Annotated in this window: 14 protein-coding genes; 4 read left to right on the top strand and 10 right to left on the bottom strand. The window is 69.4% G+C overall.

The annotated features are described in order from the left end of the window. Position 1: 1 nt before the first annotated feature. The gene (locus G4D83_RS20630) at positions 2-796 is read right to left on the bottom strand and encodes a M15 family metallopeptidase (protein ID WP_240356450.1); all 795 of its coding nucleotides are present in this window, start codon (positions 794-796) and stop codon (positions 2-4) included. A gap of 138 nt (positions 797-934) precedes the next feature. Here G4D83_RS20630 and G4D83_RS20625 point away from each other — a divergent pair, with 138 nt between their 5' ends. Next, positions 935-1579: a DUF3332 domain-containing protein gene (locus G4D83_RS20625; RefSeq protein WP_163866582.1), complete on the top strand. Its 645-nt coding sequence runs from the start codon at positions 935-937 to the stop codon at positions 1577-1579. 109 nt (positions 1580-1688) lie between these two features. Here G4D83_RS20625 and G4D83_RS20620 read toward each other — a convergent pair whose 3' ends face one another. Together G4D83_RS20620 and G4D83_RS20615 are read right to left on the bottom strand one after the other, a co-directional pair. After that, complete coding sequence (locus G4D83_RS20620) at positions 1689-2243, bottom strand: hypothetical protein (RefSeq protein WP_163866497.1); 555 nt, start codon at positions 2241-2243, stop codon at positions 1689-1691. Next, on the bottom strand, positions 2240-3604 hold the full coding sequence (locus G4D83_RS20615; RefSeq protein WP_163866496.1) for a hypothetical protein: 1365 nt from the start codon (positions 3602-3604) through the stop codon (positions 2240-2242). Before G4D83_RS20615 ends, G4D83_RS20620 begins: the two co-directional genes overlap by 4 nt. Positions 3605-3685: 81 nt before the next feature. Between G4D83_RS20615 and G4D83_RS20610 the strand changes: the two genes are divergently transcribed. After that, positions 3686-4393 (top strand): gluconate 2-dehydrogenase subunit 3 family protein, encoded by a 708-nt coding sequence (locus tag G4D83_RS20610; RefSeq protein WP_240356449.1) that lies wholly within the window; start codon positions 3686-3688, stop codon positions 4391-4393. After that, positions 4390-6060: a GMC family oxidoreductase gene (locus G4D83_RS20605; protein ID WP_163866495.1), complete on the top strand. Its 1671-nt coding sequence runs from the start codon at positions 4390-4392 to the stop codon at positions 6058-6060. The genes G4D83_RS20610 and G4D83_RS20605 overlap by 4 nt, the downstream gene beginning before the upstream one ends. Here the strand turns inward: G4D83_RS20605 and G4D83_RS20600 are convergent. After that, positions 6057-6545 carry a hypothetical protein gene (locus tag G4D83_RS20600; protein ID WP_240356448.1) on the bottom strand — a complete coding sequence of 163 codons (489 nt, stop codon included), beginning with the start codon at positions 6543-6545 and terminating at the stop codon, positions 6057-6059. The two genes, G4D83_RS20605 and G4D83_RS20600, sit on opposite strands and share 4 nt — an antisense overlap. A gap of 48 nt (positions 6546-6593) precedes the next feature. Here G4D83_RS20600 and G4D83_RS20595 point away from each other — a divergent pair, with 48 nt between their 5' ends. Then, entirely contained in the window at positions 6594-7046 is a 453-nt protein-coding gene (locus G4D83_RS20595; protein WP_163866494.1) for a hypothetical protein, read from the top strand. A gap of 203 nt (positions 7047-7249) precedes the next feature. Here the strand turns inward: G4D83_RS20595 and G4D83_RS20590 are convergent, their stop codons facing one another. The 6 genes from G4D83_RS20590 to G4D83_RS20565 all read right to left on the bottom strand — a co-directional run bounded on the left by G4D83_RS20590 (position 7250) and on the right by G4D83_RS20565 (position 19040). Then, positions 7250-9652: a hypothetical protein gene (locus tag G4D83_RS20590; protein WP_163866493.1), complete on the bottom strand. Its 2403-nt coding sequence runs from the start codon at positions 9650-9652 to the stop codon at positions 7250-7252. Positions 9653-9666: 14 nt separating this feature from the next. Further along, positions 9667-11460 (bottom strand): vWA domain-containing protein, encoded by a 1794-nt coding sequence (locus G4D83_RS20585; RefSeq protein WP_217911257.1) that lies wholly within the window; start codon positions 11458-11460, stop codon positions 9667-9669. After that, positions 11412-13400, bottom strand: a complete 1989-nt coding sequence (mtsD, locus tag G4D83_RS20580; protein ID WP_163866491.1) for a cell-cell cohesion protein MtsD — start codon at positions 13398-13400, stop codon at positions 11412-11414. Before mtsD ends, G4D83_RS20585 begins: the two co-directional genes overlap by 49 nt. Before the next feature lie 36 nt (positions 13401-13436). Further along, positions 13437-14765, bottom strand: coding sequence for a cell-cell cohesion MYXO-CTERM protein MtsC (gene mtsC / locus G4D83_RS20575; protein WP_163866490.1), 1329 nt, complete (start codon positions 14763-14765; stop codon positions 13437-13439). A 169-nt stretch (positions 14766-14934) separates the two neighbouring features. Then, the gene (locus tag G4D83_RS20570) at positions 14935-16527 is read right to left on the bottom strand and encodes a calcium-binding protein (RefSeq protein ID WP_205522670.1); all 1593 of its coding nucleotides are present in this window, start codon (positions 16525-16527) and stop codon (positions 14935-14937) included. Between the two features lie 143 nt (positions 16528-16670). Continuing rightward, positions 16671-19040, bottom strand: coding sequence for an MtsA protein (locus G4D83_RS20565; RefSeq protein WP_163866489.1), 2370 nt, complete (start codon positions 19038-19040; stop codon positions 16671-16673). Between the last annotated feature and the right edge of the window lie 135 nt (positions 19041-19175).

Here is a 19175-nt window from a genome sequence, read left to right as displayed (position 1 = left end):
GTCACCGCGCCGGAGCGCACGCGGCGTCCAGCAGCTCCGGCCGGTATTCGAAGTGCATCGTGTCGTAGTGGTACCAGCGCCCGCCCCAGATGAAGCCCTCCGCCTCGAAGGCGTCCACCAGCGCCTGGGGCACCGCGTTGCGCCAGCGCACCGGCGTCCGGGGCCGCTGCCATTCCCAGTAGTGCGAGCGCGCGGTGTTGAGGTCGATGGACACGCCATAGGAATGCGCGCTCCGCCGCGTCGTGTTCGCGATGTTGCGCCAGGCGAAGGTTCCGCCCACGCCCTGGAGGAAGGGCGCGAGCGAAGGGTCCTTCGCCACCAGCGCCTCCAGTCGCGCGGCGAGCCGCTCGAAGGCCGGCGCCACCTTGCGGTGCACCTTGAGCCGCTGGCCGAGGAACACGAGCGGCACCACGTCCACCTTCTCCTTCGCGGCGCCATACGTGGCCTCGAACAGCGGCTCGAAGCGGATGCGCCCGGGGTCCTCGTCCTCGCGAGTCACGGGCGCAATGGGCACCGCGCGGTAGGCGATGGAGAGCGTGTCCTCCAGGTCCGGGGCCTCCAGCTTCCGGGAGAATGACTTCTGCTGTCCGTCGTCGAACGGGAAGGAGCGGCCGTCCGGCAGCGTGAAGCCCCAGCCCGTGTCGAGCCGCACCGGCGTCAGCACCGGATACCACTTCGCGAGACAGGTCAGCGCGGCGGGTGGCGCTTCGACAGGGGGAGCGGCCTCGGACGGCGTCGCCGCCTGGGACAGGAGCCCCATCACCCAGGCTCGCGTGAAGAAGTGGACGAGAATCACCCGGGCATCCTCGCACCCCAGGGTCGACCGAGTGGTGAGCATCGGACGGGGAGACGAACGGGGCGCCGCCGCGAAGACCCGACGTGGCATGGTGGGTCCGCCTTCGCAGTCCTTCCATCCTCCCGAGGAGGGTTCATGATGAAGCGTCCGTCTCCGTGGCTCGCCGTGCTGTGCGCCGGTTTCATCTCCATGCACACGACCGGGTGCTTCGGCAGTTTCAAGCTCACGCAGAAAATCTGGCAGTTCAACAAGAACATCTCAGGTCAGAAGTTCGTGCAGTGGCTGATGTTCCTCGTGCTCGTCATCATCCCCGTCTACGAGATTGGGACGCTCATCGATGCGCTCATCATCAACAGCATCGAGTTCTGGAGCGGCAACAACCCCGTGTCGAGCGCGGACGGAGGCGACGGCGACACGCGCGTCGTCCGGCTGAGCCCCACGGACGTGCTGCGCATGTCGCGCGACGCGGAGAGCGGCATCATGAAGCTGGAGCTGGAGCGCGAGGGGAAGGAGACCCTCATCCGCTACTTCGAGCCGCTGGAGAACGGCATGGCCGTGCGCGACGACGCGGGCGCGCTGCTCGTCCGCGCGGAAGGCGCCGCGGACGGCGCGGTGGCGGTGACGGACGCGACGGGCACCACGCTGACGGTCCACGGCTCGGAGGCCGTGGCGCTCGCGCGGCGCATCTACGAGGAAGGTGGCACGACGGCGCTCGCCCGGCACACCGTGGCCCAGGCCACCGTGTCGCGAGGGCTGGCGTTCAACACCTGCGCGGTGCCGTAGGCCTTGCTCCACACGGAGGAGGGCTGTGTCCCTCCTTCGTGGCGGCTCGCGCTTCGAAGCCAGCGTGGTGACGCCCGAAACTCCAGGCGTCACCCCGGGGACACTCGCGCTACGGGACGACGACGCTACCGTCGAGCGGCTCACCCTCTTCCGGGCCGAAGCCCGCATCCAGCGCCTCGGAGGAGAACGTGCCCTCCAGGCTGCGACCGGCGCCGTAGCCGTCGCCCTTCTTGAAGGACATGGAGAAGTCCCCGCGCGTCTGCTCGCCGGGGTTGCCTCCGGACTCCAGTTGCAAGTCCCCCTTCTCCACCGGCGCGAAGACGCGCGACGGCTCGCCCGCGTTGAGGTGCACCACCGTGGCGCGCGCCAGCCCGGAGGGCGTGTTGCCCGCCAGGTTGATTTTCGCGCCCGGCCGCAGCTCCAACCCTTCCGTGGACACGGTGAGCCGCACCACCAGGTCCACGTCCAGGTCGTTGTTGCGGAAGTAGCTCACCTGGAGCGCCTCCGCGTTGCGGAGAATCTCCACGCGCGACACCTCCAGCGGGAAGAGCTCCGACACGCTGCCGGACAGCGAGTTGTCCGGACGGCTGCACGCCACCATTCCGGCGCCGGAGGCGAAGCCCGCCAGTGTCAGCGCCGCCAGGGCGCGGACCGCATTTCTCATTGCTCCACCGCGAGCGTCAGCACGCCCTTCCTGGTGAGCGCCGCCACCGGGATGCGGTACAGCACCACGCGCTTGCCCGTGGAGAGGAAGCCCAGCTTCGGCGACCAGCCGCCGTTGGTGTCCACCACCGTCTCACGCCAGTTGCCGGCGATGCGCGCGCTGATGAGGAGCTGGTCCTCGTTCGGGTTGCAGCTCGTGTCGTTGCGGCCCGTCTCCGACGAGCAGAGGTAGTGGGCGATGTGCGGCTCGTGGTTCACCGGGTCGAACGCGAGCGACGGATACCAGCCGCCCGTGCCCCGACCGAACACCGGGTCCGGCGTCGACCACTCGCCCGTCGTCGCGCAGCTCGTCGCGCTGGGGCTCGGGCAGTCGTAGTACTGCAACACGTCGCCCCGGGAGGAGCCGCGGTTCTGCACGGCGATGCCGAAGCCCTCCGTCGAGTCGTACGCGATGGACGGGCCCAACTGCGTGTTGCCCACGCTCTCCGCCGTGGCCACCTGCACCGGCGGCGTCCAGGCCGCGCCGTCCGCGTTGCGCCGCTGGAAGACGATGCCCGCGCCCGTCGCCTGCGCGCCTTCCTTCACCTGGTCATGCACCACCGCGGGCTGCGCGCCCGCCATGATGAGGCCGATGTGGCCGCCGTAGCCCGCCTTCGTGTCGCCCGACGAGGCCAGCATGCGGAACGTCCAGCTCGTGGGCCCGCCGCTCGCCAGCTCCAGGTCCGCCGACTCCCAGTCCTGCCGACCGAAGTTGCCGTTGTGTCCGTCGCGATACGCGACGAGCGCCTGATTGCCGGAGAAGACCATGGACGGGTTGAGCCCGATGAGGAAGCCCACGTCGCTCAGCGGGTTGCCGATGGGCGCCGCGTTGGAGCGCGTGGCGACCACGCGCTGCGTCCACGCGCCCGCCGCCGAGCGGAAGGAGACCGCCAGGTCACTCTGGAGCCAGAACGTGGAGTCGTCCCTGTCACCGCCCAGGTACGTCACCGCCGGCTGTCCATCCGGACCGAAGGCGAGCGACACGCCGTACACGCGCTGCACGGTGACAATCTTCTCCACCGGCCCGAGCACGCCCGCGTTGAACTCGCGGTAGCGCAGGTCGTAGTTCACCACGCTGCCCGTCATCGTCCCGTTGTTCACGAAGTACGCCATGCCGATGCGGTCCTCGGGACCGATGGCCATGGCGATGTTGGAGATGGGGTTGAACTCGCTCGGGTCCGCGTCCACCTCCAAGCGCGTGAAGCTCGAATCCGTGGGTCCCGGCCCGGCATCCGGGCGACCCGCGTCCGGATTGTCCGGATTGGAATCCTTCCCGCATCCCAATGCCAGCGCCAATCCCAGTGCCCAGACATGCCGTCTCATCTTCAGTCTCCTTGCGTTGTCGGCCCTGCACATCGTCGTTTCATCCTACGTCACCACCACGCCCGAGGAAGCAGGCGAGCCATGCATCCCGACGCGGCGAAGCGCCGCGCGCTGGGTTACGCTCGCGCACCTATGCCCCGTGCGCGTCCCCCTCGTCAGCGCCTGTCGCGGCGCTCCTTCATCCGGCGGCTGACCTTCCTGGGCGGTGGTGTCGTGCTGCTCGGACCGCTGGCCTGCAAGCGCTCCTCCGAGGAAGCCCCCAAGCCCGCGGTGGACCCCGGCCCCCTGGGCACCGCGCCCGGCGGGCAGCGGACCCACACCTTCTCCTCGTTCGAGCTGGCCGTCGTCGCCGCCGCCGCCGAGCGCATCCTCCCGCGCGACGAGGACCCCGGCGCGCTCGACGCCGACGTGCCTGTCTACATCGACCGCATCCTCCAGACACCGGAGATGCAGCCCATGCGCGACGACTTCCTGGAGGGGCTCGCCGCGCTGGAGCGCCGCTCGCAGCGCATGTTCCAGAAGGGCTTCTCCGCCATCACCCCCGCCGAGCAGGACGAACTGCTCACGCTCTTCAAGGACAGTCCACCCCGGAGCGGCGAGGCGCACTTCCTGGAGCTGCTCACCGTGCTGACGCTGGAGGGCTTCCTGGGTGACCCGTCCTACGGCGGCAACAAGGGCAAGGTGGGCTGGCGGCTGATGGGGTTCGATGCCGTGGGCACCATCGCCATGGCGCCGCCCGAGGGCTACGACGGACCGAAGTGCCTGCGCGAGTGCGGGGTTCACAAGTGAGCCTGCCCCAGGTCGACATCTGCATCATCGGCAGCGGCGCGGGCGGCGCGCCCATGGCGCTGGAGCTGGGCCGCGCGGGCTTCAAGGTCGTCGTGCTGGAGAAGGGCCCCCACTACCGCCCCCAGGACTTCGTCCACGACGAAATCCTCAACAGCCGCCGCAACTTCTTCATGCCGCTGCCCTGGGAGGAGCCGCACCTGGTGCGCAAGGGCGCCAAGGGCAAGTACGAGCGCAGCACGGCGGCGTGGACGGCCAACTGCGTGGGCGGTGGCACCGTGCACATGAGCGGCTTCTTCTACCGCCTCAAGCCGGTGGACTTCCGGCTGCGCAGCACGCTGGGCGCGGTGCCCGGCAGCACGATTGCCGACTGGCCCATCTCCTACGAGGAGCTGGCCCCCTTCTACGACAAGGCCGAGCAGGAGCTGGGCGTGTCCGGACAGGCCGTGGCCCACCCCTTCGCGGAGCCGAGAAGTGGCCCCTACCCGCTGCCGCCCCTGGACGTGCACCCGGTGGCGGGGGAAATCGACAATGCGTGCAAGGTGATGGGCTGGCACTCGCTGCCCACCGCGCGCGGCATCATCAGCCGTCCCTACAAGGGCCGGGCACCGTGCGCGTACTGCGCGCTGTGCGGCAGCTACGGCTGTGAGATGGGCGCCAAGAGCGGCACGAACGCCAGCCTCATCCCCGCCGCCGTGGCCACCGGAAACGTGCAGCTGCGGCCGGGTTGCATGGCGCGCACCGTGGAGGTGGACAAGAAGGGACGCGCGCGCAGCGTCATCTACGTGGACACGGACGGCGTCACCCAGGAGCAGCCGGCGAAGGTCATCGTCGTGTCGTGCACGGCGGTGGAGAGCGCGCGGCTCCTGCTCAACTCCACCTCCAGCCGCTTCGCGAGCGGCCTGGCCAACGGCAGCGGGCTGGTGGGCAAGAACCTCATCTTCAGCTCCTTCGGCGAGTCGCAGGCGACGTTCCGGATGTCGAAGCAGGCCGAGAAGCGGCCGTGGCTCAAGGACCCGGGCCCCTTCGTCAACCGCAGCATCCAGGACTTCTACCTGATGCCGGACGAGCGCTTCGGCTTCCGCAAGGGCGGCACGCTGGGCTTCATGTGGACGCACCCCAATCCCATCCATGCCGCCACGGGGCTGGCCGGCAGCGGCGCCTCCGCCGTCTTCGGCAAGGCGCTGAAGGACCGGATGCGGGCGTACCGCGACTCGCGCATCCTCCAGTTCGAGGTCTACGGGGAGTTCCTCCCCACGCCCGGCAGCTACGTCGGCGTGGAGGGCTCCGTGAAGGACAAGTACGGCATCCCCGTGGCCGCCATCACCGTGGAGCGCCACCCCACGGACCTGGTCGCCACGCGCTTCCTCGTCGAGCGCGGCGAGGAGGTGCTCCTGCGCCTGGAGCCGGACGAGCTCAAGCGCACCAGCACCTCCGGCGAGACGACCATCCTCCAGCACGGCACCTGCCGCTTCGGCGACGACGCCGCCACGTCCGTGCTGGACAGGAATTGCCGCGCGCACGAGGTGCCCAACCTCTATGTCGTGGACGGCAGCTTCATGCCCACCGGCGGCAGCGTGCCCTCCACGCTCACCATCGCCGCCAACAGCTTCCGGGTGGCCAGCCACCTTGTTCGCGCGTTGAAGCAAGGCGTCGCCTCCGGCGGTTAGCGATTGCGCAGGGGCGTCACGTCGACCTTCACGGCGTAGCGCGCCTGCATGTCGGACTCGAACTCGATGAGGTGGTCGCCCACGCCGGTGACGTCCGCCTCCTTCGTGAAGACGCTGAACTTCTCCATCGAGTCGAGCACCGCGCGCCCGTCCGCCGCCAGCCGCGTGCGGGCCCGGCACCCCTCCTCGTGGAAGATGACCACCGTCTCCTCGCCCGCGGCGGTGACCTCGTCCAGGTAGAAGCTCACCTTGACGTGCGACGCCTCCGGCACCTGGACGATGAACTTGCTGCGACCAGGGAAGCGACCCTCCGCATAGCCTTCCGCCCCGAGGATGCAGCCGGCGACGCTGCCACACACGGGCCACGTCTCATCACAGGCATCCTTCACACGCGGGCCAATGAAGTCGTCGCGCGTGTCGCCACAGCCCACCAACGACAACATGAGCAGGAATGCACCGGCGCTCTGGGCCTTACGACAGAACACTGTTACAACATTCATCATCTTCGACCCTCTAGCGAGGAGTGAACGTCCATGCGACTGCGCACCCCGTGGCTCCCCATTCTCTTCTTCTCATTCGCGGCCTGCGGTGAGAGCGCCGAACCACTTCCCAAGGCCCCGCAGCTCATCTCGGACCGCGACGAGATGTCTTTCGACCGCGAGTTCAACTCTGGCACCTTTGTCGGAACGAGTGGCTTCAACTCGGTCATGGTGACGAACATGGGCGAGGATACGCTGGAAGTCACCGACATCGCCCTCAACGCACCGTCCGTGTTCACGATGAAGGTCTCCCAAGAGGGGGCCGAGCATCCGGCCAATCAGCCCATGCAGGTCCTCGCATTGAAGCGCTTCTTCATCGAGGTGACCTTCAGGCCCCGCGAGGCCCAAGCGTATCAGGGCACACTCACCATCAAGTCCAACGCGGCGAACCTTCCCGAAAAGGTCATCGCCCTCAACGGACTGGGTGTCGCGCCTCCGGCGCCCTGAAGCTCCCTCGGGTGGAGGGTGACGGGCACCACCCGCCACCCCACCCAGGTGGGTGTCATCCGCTCGCCCGCCCGCCGTGTCTCGCGGGCAATCACACACATCCAGCCAGACAGCGGGTGACGGCCCCTTGCAAGCCGGGTCTCCCCGCACGAGCCACCCCAGGTGGCCGCGCCTCACGCGGGCCACCTGCTCGCCTCGACTGCTCAGGGCTGACGGGTGAAGACGCAGCCCCCGCGCGGCGCGACTCCACCGTCCGGCGTGCCCGCGTCGTCCAGCCCCGGGCACTGCGTCGCGACGCCGCCATCCCGCGTGTACGACTGGGGATAGTCGCCGTAGCCGGTGCGCAGGGTGTACTCCACCTGCTCGTAGGACGTGCGCTCGGCCGCCGACACCTCCACGCGCATCTTCCCGCCACGGATGAAGCGCGGCTCCAGGCAGCCGCACGCGTACGGCGCCAGGGTGACGACGGTGGAGCCAGGGCGCTCCTCCAGCGTGTACAGTGGCTGGAGGCTGCTCACCGAGGCGTTCGCCGGCGTGTGCCAAGCCCGCAGCGCGTCCGAGCGGTAGCCCAGCGTCAGCGACTGGTTGCGGCTGCCCGCCCTCACCGCCACGCACCCCTCGCCCATGCCGCTGTCCGGCACCGTGCCTCCATCGGCGCCCGCGACGGCGTCGCCATCACAGAAGGTCAGGTCCAGCGCGAGGCCGTGCACGGAGCCACCGTCCTGCTGCTTCGCCACCTCCCACTGCACCAGCCACGCGCGGTCTTCCGGCGCCGGCACGGAGGGGAGCTGGAACAGGTAGGAGTCCACGTCCGACGGCACCGCGTCGTAGTCCATGGGGCCGCGCACACCCCGGCCGTTGACGCGGTCATCGCCGTTGCGCAGCCGCCCGTAGCCATGCGACAGCCGGCCGGTGACGGTGTACTCCGCCGTGTCCGGAGGCGACGGGTAGGCCGAGGTGGAGGCCAGGGGCTTGGAGACGGGCGACTCCGTCGACGTCCCACCAAAGCGGCTGACCTCGTCCGCGTCCTCCGCCTCCCAGGTCACGTCCAGCCGGTAGTCCTTGTCATCCGCCCAGTTGGTGCCGTCGTCCTGGACGTTGAAGTAGTAAGTCGCGATGCCCGCGTGCGGGGGCACCGGGATGACGCCCTCGAAGTTGCTCAGGTTGGTGAAACGCGGGTTGTTCGCCGTCTCCTCGCGCAGCGAGTGAAGACACATGGGCGCCGGCAAGTCCGTGCGCTGGCAATAGCCCTGCACCAGCGCGACGATGTCCGGATTCTCTCCGTAGCCCTTGGGGCACGCCGTCGCGTCGTTGGTGCACGAGGTCCGCCACTCATCCAGGTTCGCACCCTTCGACACCAGGGTGAACACGAGCACCTGGCGGTCCGGCGTGTCGGGCAGCGGAGGGAAGCGGCCTCCGGTGGCCAGCGGCGCCATGCGGTAGTGCAGCCGCGTGGGCACGTTGGACGCCGGCACGCGCACGCCGTACCAGTCCTGGTCCCCGATGTAGCCAATGCGTCCGGAGAAAGCCGTGGACGAGGCGGGCGACGGCGAGGCCAGGTCTCGCAGCAGCGCGTCCGCGACCTTGTCGTTGCCAGGCGCCGTCTGGTCCTGGGCGTCCGCCTCGTCCAGCACGCGGATCTCCACGTCATACCCCTGGCGCACGTCCCCCTGCGACGTGTCCCGGTCGCTGATGCCCCGGTAGCCGCGCACCACCAGCATCCACTTGCCCGCGTGCTCCGCCTTCACCTTGCGCGCCGTCGCCAGCACGCCCGGGCGCACCTGCGGACGCACCTCGCCCTCGTCCTCCTTCTCCTCCTTGGTGAGGAAACCGGGGCGCAAGAGCTGGTACGACAGCCGCCAGTTGGGCACGAAGCCCAGGTCCGGCGCCGTCACGCTCACGTACGCCACCTTCCCCGTCGGCAGGTCGAAGGTGTAGCGGTCCACGTCGTTGTCCGTCGCCAGGAAGCCCGACACCGTCCCCACCTGCACGCCCGCGCCCTGCGCCACCAGCGGCAGCGGCGTGGCGGCGGTGATGGCGTCGTTGGGCTCGTGCGTGTCCGGGTTCTCGGTGATTTGCAGCGTCAGCCGGTAGGGGTTGCGCGCATCGAACTTGGGCTGGGAGACGACGTCCGGCGCGTCCTGCACCAGCACCAGCAGCGTCTTGCCCTTCAGGTCATCGCGCAGCGGCACCACCATGTCCACCGGCTTCGGCGCGCCCTGGCCGTGCTTGTCGTCCTTCTTCGCCAGCGAGCCTTCCGTCCCGTCAGGCAGCGGCCCCAGCACGCTGATGGACAGCTGCACCGCGGTGCTGGAGGCCACGTAGAGGCCGTTCAGGTTGAGCAACGTGCGCGCGCTGGTGTTGGCGGGCAGGACGATGCGGTACCAGTCCTGGTCGCCCTCGCGCGTCGCGCCTTCCTTGACGAGCAGGCGCTCCAGCGGGACGCCGGGCTTCAGCTCGCACTCGGCCAGCGTCAGCGCCTCTTCCCGGCTGTTGCAGAGGTCCTGCACCTGGGGCGTGCCCGCGTCATCCTTGTCATCGCCCCCGGAGGAGCAGGCGGCGAGGGCGAGCAGCGCGAGCGACAACAGTCGGACTTGGGTCTTCATGGGAGCGTCGATTCTCACGGCGTCGGAAGCGAGACGTCGGCGCGGCCGGGGCAGCCGTCGACGAAGTCCTCGGGGGCTACGCGGATGATGCCGTCGGAGGGGGACTTGATGCCGCCCACCGGGTAGCGCACGGTGTCCACGCGGAAGGTGCGCACCAGGGTGCGCGCGGTCGGGTCGTCCGCGGGCACCATCGCCACGGACAACGCCACGTTGTTGAAGCCCGCGCCGCGCGTGACGATGCCCGCGTCATCCGCGGCGGCGATGGTGGGCGCCAGCAGCACGTTGTCCACGCGCAGCGTGTAGCACTGCCGGCCCAGCTCATCCGGAGGGCCGTCCGCCTCGAAGGCGTACCGGTAGCCCTCCGCCGCGAGGTTCGCGGTGTCCACCTCCAGCGGGCGGGTGTGCAGGCGCAGCTCCTGGCGGCTGGTCAGCCCGTCGTTGTCCGGGTCCTCGTCCAGGTCGTTGCTCGCGCCCTGCGTGCCGCCGCGCCACTCGATTCCGTCCGGCACGCCGTCGCGGTCGCTGTCCGCCAGCGTCGCGTTGGTGCCGATGAACTGCTCGTCGCAGTCCAGGAGTCCGTCACAGTCGCTGTCCGAGGCGCGCAGGAGCGGAGGACAGCCCTTGTCCAGGCCGCCACCGTCCGGGTCCGCCACCTGCGTCGGGTCGAAGTCCACGCCGCGGTCGCGGAAGTAGACCTCCACGCCGTCGCTGAAGCCGTCACCATCGGTGTCCATCAGGTTGGGGTTGGTCCCCACCTCGGCCTCGCGCGCATCAGACAGGCCGTCCCCGTCCGTGTCCGCCTCGTCCAGCGGGCTGCCCGGCGGCGCGGAGAAGTTGGTCGCGATGACCTCCTTCACGATGAACGTGCGCCGCACCTGCCCGAAGGAGAAGTCCAGGAAGTTGATGGGCTCGTTGTTGCGGAAGTCGCGGAAGTTGCCACCGCCCAGCGCGGCCATCTTCTCCAGCCGGTCCGCGTTCTGGTTGATGATGAGCAGCGGGCAGCCGCCGTCTCCGGACAGGTCACACACCGACGACACCGGCTGCGTGGGGTTGAAGACGTGCACGGTGTTGACGCGAACGTCCTCCACCAGGTCCCGGAGCTGCCGGATGCGCACCACCGCGTCACCCTGGAGCAGCTCGTCGTCCTGGTCCGTGGTGGGACGGCCGTCCGACAGGAACACGAGCGAGTAGCGCGCCTGCGCCAGCGCCTGCTGCCCGCCCGGCTCCAGCCGGCTGCGCGCGATGTCCGTGTTGATGAGCGAGTAGATGTCCGACAGCGGCTTGACGAAGTCCGTCGAGTCCCGGTTCGGGGAGTTGTCCGGGTTGCGGAAGGTGAGCAGTTGCTCGGTGAGCTGGCGCAGCCGGGCGTCGTCCATGGAGGACACCTGCACGAAGCCATCCTCCGGCGGGTTGCCCGGCGCCTGGGTGAGGAACGCCGTGGTGCTGCCGGCGAAGAGCACCACCGCCAGGTAGACCTCCGGGTCTCTCGGCAGGTTCTGGATGAGGTCCACCAGCGCGGTGGCGCGCGTGCCGTCCGGGTCGCTCACGCGCATGGACTGCGAGGCGTCCATGGCGATGATGAGCTTGATGGGGCGCACCACCTCGTTGGAGCCGACGGTGCAGAAGCGGCCCTGCAACGAGATGGCCCGGTCCACGGGGACTTCCACGTCCCGGCGCGGGTCATACAGATACGAATCGGAGCAGGCCACCACCAGCACGAGGGCGACGAGCAGGCCCGCCAGGACACGTCCAGCCACACTCACGGGGTGAATCCTCCCTGCTGGCCCGCGGGCGGCGAGCCCACGCATCGACCCTGGTTCTCCCAGGGGTTGCCCATCTCCGTGGGCACCATGAAGTTGTCGTTCGTCAGCGTCAGCTCCGGGCCCACCGGGACGCGGATGCTCGGCGGCGCGTACTGGGACCAGGCACAGGCCGAGCGCCACACACCGTAGTCGGTGGCCACGCCGCTCTCCGGCGCCTCCGCGAACCACAGCTTGAAGAGGTTGAAGCCCTGCTTCGCCCCCACGCGGTCCGGCGTCGTCACCATCTGGAGGTTGGTGACGGTGTAGTCGTAGCAGATGCTGCCGTTGGGCAGCACCTCCGCGATGCGCGTCTCATACTGGAAGCCGTTCTTCTCGAAGAAGGACCTGTCCCGCCGCGTGGGGTCCGTGCCCGCGCGCAGCTCCACCTCGTCCGGCAGGCCGTCACCATCCGTGTCCAGGCCCGCCACGCTGGGCTCCAGCGGGTTGAGGCCCCAGCGCGCCTCGATGCTGTCGGGGATGCCGTCGCCATCACTGTCGACGATGGTCTCCCGCGTGCGCAGGTACCCTTCCGCGAACTGCGACAGGCCATCTCCGTCCGTGTCGCGGCACGTGCAACGCGGCGTCAAGGGAGAGTCCGGGTTGCACCCGCGCGCGTCCAAATCGTTGGCCGGCTTGAAGCCCTGGTCCTCGCGGCGATGCTCGAAGCCGTCGCTCAGGCAATCCCGGTCGCTGTCGGCGTTGAACGGGTTGGTCTTCAGCGTGAAGGAGTTGTCGATGTCGTCCGGCACGCCGTCGCCGTCGCTGTCCACCACCCGCGAGTCCAGCCCCGGTCCGGAGCTGAGCGGCTCCACCAGCAGCGTCTTCATCACGTTGCGCGACGCGAAGGACGAGTAGTCCAGCGCGCCCAGGCCCAGGTTGGAGATTTCGGCGGTGTCGTTGAACTCCTGGTACACGCCGTTGCCCATCTCCGCGAAGCGCGTCAGCAGCCAGGAGGCGATCTTCTTCGCCGCCGCCGGGTACTCGGCCTGCGGCACGCCCGGGTAGATGCCATAGATTTCCTGGCAGATGGGGCCACACGCGCGCACGGCCTCCTGGTTGAAGAGCAACACCGTGTGCATGCGCACGTCACCCACGTTGTACTGGTCCTTCAGCTCCATCAGCCGGCGCACGTAGCTGAAGAGCTGGTAGTTCTGGTTGCGGTCCGTCCCAATCTCGAAGCCGTCAATCTGGTCCGTCGTGTTCGTCGCGTTGCAGAAGCTCACGATGGAGTCCGCCCACGTCAGGTCCGGGTTGTCCGGGTTGGCGTAGACGCTGAGGTTGTCGGTGGCGGAGCAGCGCGGATACGGCGTGCCGTCGGTGAGGAAGACCACGACGTAGCGGGTGCGCGGCAGCACTTCCGGGTTGGACAGCGAGACGGCGTTGATGTCGCTGGCGATGAGGCTGTAGGCGTACGACAGGGCGCCCTGGTAGTCGGTGCCCTTGCCCAGCTGGCTCTGCAGGCCGTCGATATAGGTGTCGATGTTGGTGTCCGGCCGGGCGAAGCGGTCACCCGTCGTGGCGGGGGGCCAGACGTTGCGGACGTTCGTCTCGAAGGGGGCGACGGACACCTGCACGTTGCCGCCCGCGGCGTTGACCTGCCGGAACTGCGCGACCAGGCGCTTGAGGGCGCGCACGCGCGCGGGCTCGGTGACGCCGGGAGGGATGATGGCCTGGACCGCGGCCTGCTGGCAGAAGCCGCTGTCCAGCTGCGCGCCGGGCGGGTCGGAGATGCACATGCTGCCCGACTCGTCGAGCACCACCACCACCTTCACGGGGAAGCCGGCGGGGTTGGGCGGGCGCGTGCAGACGCGCCCCTGGAGCATCACCCGGTCATCGACGTGGTTCTGCAGTTCCGTTCGAGGCTCGAGCATCGAGTCGGTACAGGACAACAGTCCCGTGGCCAGGAGGCCCGCCGCGAACAGCGGGTAACGAAGAAGGCGGCGCATAGGGGAACGACCTCCTGGCAACACAGACAGCGGGATTTACTGCTCGCGGCGACGACGGCGCATCAGCACGCCCAGCAGCGCGGCGCCAAGGGCCGTGGCGCTGAAGCCCGCGGGCACGGAGCTGCAGTTGGAACCCTCGTCATCACCCTTGCCCACCGTCAGCACGAGGGTGGAGGTGGCGACGCGGCTGTCCGGGAAGACGCGGTCGGCGAAGGCCAGGCGGGCCTCCACGGTCAGCTCGTACGTGCCCTCGGTGTCCGGCACGAAGTTGGGGACGCTGCCGTCCACGTAGGTGTACTGCCAGTTGCGGCTGAGCGTCACCGCGCCCTGGGGATTCTCCACCACGGCGTTGGAGCCGTCGGGGCGCCTGGTCACCGTCCAGCGGTACTCCATGGCCGCGCCGTTGCGGTTGGCGAACAGCGGCGGACGCAGCGTGTCGCCCGACTTCTCCAGGCGCATGGTGCCACCGGCGCTGACCGTGAAGGGCGACTTCGGGTCCAGGCACTTGTCCTTCTGGGTCGGGTCCACCACGAGGCAGTAGAGGCTGTCGCACGCATCGCCCAGGCCGTCGCGGTCGTCGTCCGCCTGGTCGCGGTTGGCCACGTCACGGCAGTTGTCGGCCTCGTTCAGGATGCTGTCGTCGTCGATGTCCGCGTCGCACGCGTCGCCCAGGCCGTCGTTGTCCTTGTCGGACTGGTCCGGGTTGGCGATGCCGGGGCAGTTGTCACCGTTGTCGGAGATGTTGTCGCCGTCCGCGTCCACGCGGCACTGGCTGCCATCCGCCGGCATCACCTGGTCCGGGTTGGCCAGACGGGGGCAGTTGTCCGCGCCGTCCGGCACGCCGTCGTTGTCGTCGTCGGGGTCACACACGTCGCCGAGCGCGTCGCTGTCCAGGTTGGACTGGTCCCGGTTCGGAATCAGCGGGCAGTTGTCGGCCGCGTTGGCCACGCCGTCGTTGTCCTGGTCCGGGTCGCAGTCGTCGCCCACGCCGTCGCCGTCCGCGTCGCGCTGCTGGAAGTTGGAGAGCCCCGAGCAGTTGTCACAGACGTTGCCGACACCGTCGCCGTCACTGTCCGTCTGGTCGCGGTTGGACGCGAACGGGCAGTTGTCGCGGTCGTCCGCGCGGCCGTCGCCGTCCGCGTCGTCCGTGTAGGCCAGCGTGTCGCCGTCATCCGTGTAGTTCACCCACACGGAGCCTCCGCAACCACAACCACAACCTCCTCCCTCCTCCTGAGGGCGGCCGCAGCTATCGCCGAGGCATTCCGGGTTGTCCGGGTTGTCGTTGGACTGCGCCTGAGCGGTGCTGGGGTTCACGACCAGGAAAGCTCCGAGCAGCAGCGCGGGAGCAAGACGAACGAGTGACATGGTGACTCCTTTCAGCCCCGGGCCATTAGCAAGAGACGATCCGCACCTTTGCCCGAAGCGAACTCCAGTGGTTTCAGGCATTTGTGCACGGCGCATCAGGGTGAGGACCGGGGGTGTGGGGGGAACGCCCCAGTCCAAGCGAGGGGCAGACCCCCCACTTACGGGTGGATCACGTTCCGAGGATGAAGGCCTCGGGGTCGAGGGGAAGGATGCCGGAGGGGGTGCGTCCCTCGTCCTTGTCGTACTGGATGGGCTGGATGAGCAGCGAGCCGATGCCGGCGCCGCGCGGGTCATTGTCCCGGCCGGCCTGGAGGTAGAGGTAGATTTCGTTGGTACCCGCGGGGATGACCTCGCCCGGGATGAGCGGGTGGGGCCGCTCGCGCGTCGCGACGAGGGAGACGTTCTCCACGCGCGTCGCGTAGCAGGTGCGGCCGTCAATGGTGGGGTCCGTCTCCACCAGGTCGTAGCCGTAGCCGCGCTCGCGGTGGAAGTCGAGGTCGGCGCTGAGCGGATCGCCGTGGGCCTCAATCTCCGCGATGTTGGTCAGCCCGTCGCGGTCCGAGTCGAGCAGGTCCTCCGGCACCAGCGGGTTCAACTGGGACAGCGCCTCCACCAGGTCCGGGATGGTGTCGCCGTCGGTGTCGCCGATACAGGGGTTGGTGCCCAGCACGCGCTCCTCGCAGGTGTTGAGCCGGTCGCCGTCCTCGTCCAGGGAGATGCTGCAGCCGTTGATGACGTCGGGGACGAGTGGATCCAACCCCACCCGGACCTCGATGCCATCCATCAGCCCGTCCTGGTCCGTGTCGAGCAGCAACGGGTCCGTGCCGAGCGCGTCCTCGTCCACGTCGGGAAGGCCGTCACCGTCGCTGTCGACGAGCAGCTGGCCGGCGCGCACCACCACGTTGCGGTTGAAGGCGAGGAAGCGCTTGAGCTTGAGGGTGTTCGTGCGCGCCGAGTACCTCAGCCCGCTGAGCGTGGGGGACAACCCCACCGCGTCCGTCTCGATGACCTGGGTGCCGCCGGCATGGGCGATGGCCGCGACATGCGCGCGCGTGGAGGGGTCCGCCACGGCGCCACGGACATAGATGGGCTGCACCACCACCTCGCCCGCGCCGTACTGCTGGGCCAGCGCCTTGATTTCGCCGGTGACGGCGATGAGCTCGCACTCGCTGCAGGCGATCTTGTCCGTCAGCGCGTTGCAGGCCGCGTCCAGGCCGATGTTGAAGGCCGGGTTGGAGCAGCTCGTATCCTGGCTGCGTACCACGACGACCACCATGTAGCGCGTGCGGGCCACCTCGCCGCGACACGCCGTCTGCATGTCGCCGGACAGGAGCGTCTTCGCCAGCCGCAGCGAGGAGCGGACGCTGATGGGCCCCGTCTCTTGATAGGTGGCGAAGCGCGGCAGCGCGGCCTGGAAGTCCGCCGCGTCGGAGAAGCCGCCGAGGATTCCGGTGGCCACCGAGTGGTAGGCGACGAGGCCGAACTTCACGAACGGGCCGGAGAAGCGACTGGAGAGCGTGGACAGGCCATCCGTGGCGTAGCCCACGATTTCCGTCTCCACGCCCTCGCCGCCCTGCAGCGCGAAGAGGACCTTGGTGGGAAACGCGTCGCCGCCCGCGAGCGGGACACAGACGGTGCCGGAGAAGTTGGCGCGGTCACCACGGTTGGCCCCACGCCCGTCGATGGCATAGAGGCCCGCGTCGGAGCAGGACAGGAGCAAGATGGGGAGCAGCGGCCACGCGGAGCGCGGAAGGGGGCGCATCGGATGGATTGTAGACCGCAGCCCCCCACGACAACGCAAGTGACAGCGGCGTCCGCGTCGAATTCTTCAGATGCTTGCACACACCGCGGGCCGTAATTTCGCCCCGCCACGGAAAGCCGGACGCGCGGAGTTCCGGCGCGCGCTCACAATGTGAGCAGGAAGGCGAGCACGTCGTCCCGCTCCTCCGCGCTGAAGGCGCGAGCATCACCGTGCGCGGGTCCGGCCGTATCCAGCACGGTCCTCAAGGGGAAGCGCGTGTCCACCACCAGCCGGCCATCCTTCACCGCGTAGCCCGCGGTGGCGCTCGTGAGCAACGGCCACATGTCCCACGTGCCCACCAGCGAAGGCGGCGCCGCGCCCACCATCAAATCCTGGAGCTCGATGCGCAGCGGCAGCGCCACGGGAGTGCCCACATCCAGGTACTGGCCTCGCGTCGCGGGGTCCTGGTCCAGCGTGTAGAGCGGCGCGGGATGGCACGCGAGGCACCCGCCGCGTCCCTCGAACAGCGCGCGCCCGCGAGCCGGACGCCCCACGTGTCCATCCGGGAGCGTCACCGTCTCCAGCGGCGCGCCGTCCTCGCCCCGGTACGGGTTGGGTGGGGTCGCCATCAGCGACGTATAGAGGGTGAGCGCCTCCACCTCTGAAGGAGAGGGGTCCGGATTGTGGAAGCGGTTTCGCGCGCCCACGAAGCTCGCCGTCTCAGCCAGGCTGTGCTGGCTGGCGGGCGTGAAGAAGGGCGGCGTGTCGCGGCTGCCCAGCACCGTCGGTGAGCGGTAGATGCGGTTGGGCTTCGTCTTTTCATAGAAGACGCCGCCGGTGTGCCCCTCGATGTGACACCCATCGCAGGTGATGCCCGTGCGGCCCAGGTCCGCGTAATAGAGGACCTGTCCCAGCCGGCGCTTGGCCTGCGCGCGCGACTCGACGATTGGCAGCCGCCGCGTCACCGCCAGCGGCCGTTTCCTGCCCGCGTCGCGCACGTCCACCACCGCCACCTCGTGGGTGAAGCGGTTGAGGACATAGAGGGTGGCGCCGTCGGGCGAGAGCACCAGCGAGCGCGGCCCCGAGTGCAGCTCCTCGCCCGCACGTCCCTTCGTCGCGAAATCCTCCGCCGGGCGGATGCGCGGCGTCCCTTCCGGAGGCATCAGCGAAATCTTCTGGAGGACGGCGCCGCGCGCCACCGTGTCGTCGCCGGAGATGAGCGCCCGGGCGTCAATCACCCGCACCCAGCCGATTCCTACATCCGCCGCGTAGAGCAGCCCGGTGGCCTCGTCGAGCGCCAGCCCCTCCGTCACGCCCGCGCCGAAGCCCCGGTGTCTCACATAGTCGCCACGCGCCGGGTCGATGACGGCCACGCCGCTGTTGTTGCTCACCTCCATGCGCTGCGGGTTGGGCCCGACATTGGGGCCCAGGCTCGCCATGAAGAGGCGGCCCAGCTTCTCGCTCGCGATGACCGTGCGCGGCGCCTTGCCTCCCATCACCTGGGCGCGGAAGCGCTCGGTGTTGCCTCCGACGATGGCCACGCCCGGCCCGGGCACCACCGTGAAGACGCGCGAGCCGTCCTTCTGACGCAGCAGCTCCAACTGCCCCGTCTGGAGGCTGCCCACCGCGAGCACGTCCTTCCACCGGGCGAGCGCGCGCGGATTGGGGTCCACCGGCACGGCCCACTTTTCGCGACCGTCCTCGAGCGACAGGGCCCGCACGGTGTCCCTCACCTGCTCCGCGACGAAGGCCACGCCCTTCGCGCCGTCCACCTCCAGCCCGGAGGCGCCCAGGGGCGCGGGCAGCACCCGCGGCTCGCTCGCGGAGTCCAGCGCGAACACCCGCAGCTCCGGCTGGTAGCGGTGGACGACGCCCAGGAAGGACTGGCCGCGAGCATCCTTCCACGTGGCCAGCGCGGAGGGCCCGTCCCCCACGGCGAGCCGCTCCACGCGGCCCGTGCCTACATCCAGCGAGTACACCGTGTCCGTGGGCGGCGAGACGATGAACAGCGTGCGCCCATCCGGCGACGCCACCATCCCCGTCAGGTCGGGGAAGGCACGGTCATTCACGATGGTGAGCCAGGCGCTCCCTTCGAGGAGAGTCCCTTCGCCGGGAGCCCCCCCGCCCGACACCAGCCGGGCCTCCACCAGCGCCTGGGGCATGTCCTCCGGCAGCGTCACGTCCGAGGGCAGCCGGGTGAAGGCATGGCTCGAATCCACCACCGTCAACGGCAGCTCGCGTGACAGGGGTGGACCGAGTGACAGACGCAATCCCGCTACCAGCCGCGCGCCATGGACGGACAGGGGCTGCGAGGTCTCATTGCTGGTGAGCCGGGGCCCTACCGCCTCCAGCCTGGGCGCGGTTCCCGAGGAGGCCGACGCAGCGGCGTTCGGCGAGGAGGCCCGCTCGCCGCGCGTGCTCAGGCGATAGCCCACGACCCCCGCGGCGCTCCACAGCACCACGCCCACCGCCAGCACTGCCCCTCTTCGCGCCGCGCTCGTCAATCGTGTCCCGGTGCCTTTCGCGAGGAGCATCCTCCCACCTCCGGCGCGAGGCCACGACGATTCTCCTGGTGCTTGCCCGGTTGGGCACCGACTTCAGACACGGAGCGGCACGACATCTTTCCGTTCGGCCGGCAACGAGCAAGTGCTGTCGTGGAGAACGCGCCC

The sequence above is a fragment of the Myxococcus eversor genome (assembly GCF_010894455.1).
Lineage (GTDB): Bacteria > Myxococcota > Myxococcia > Myxococcales > Myxococcaceae > Myxococcus > Myxococcus eversor.
The sequence above is the reverse complement of the archived record's forward strand: the minus strand, read 5'-3'. Positions and strand labels throughout refer to the sequence as shown.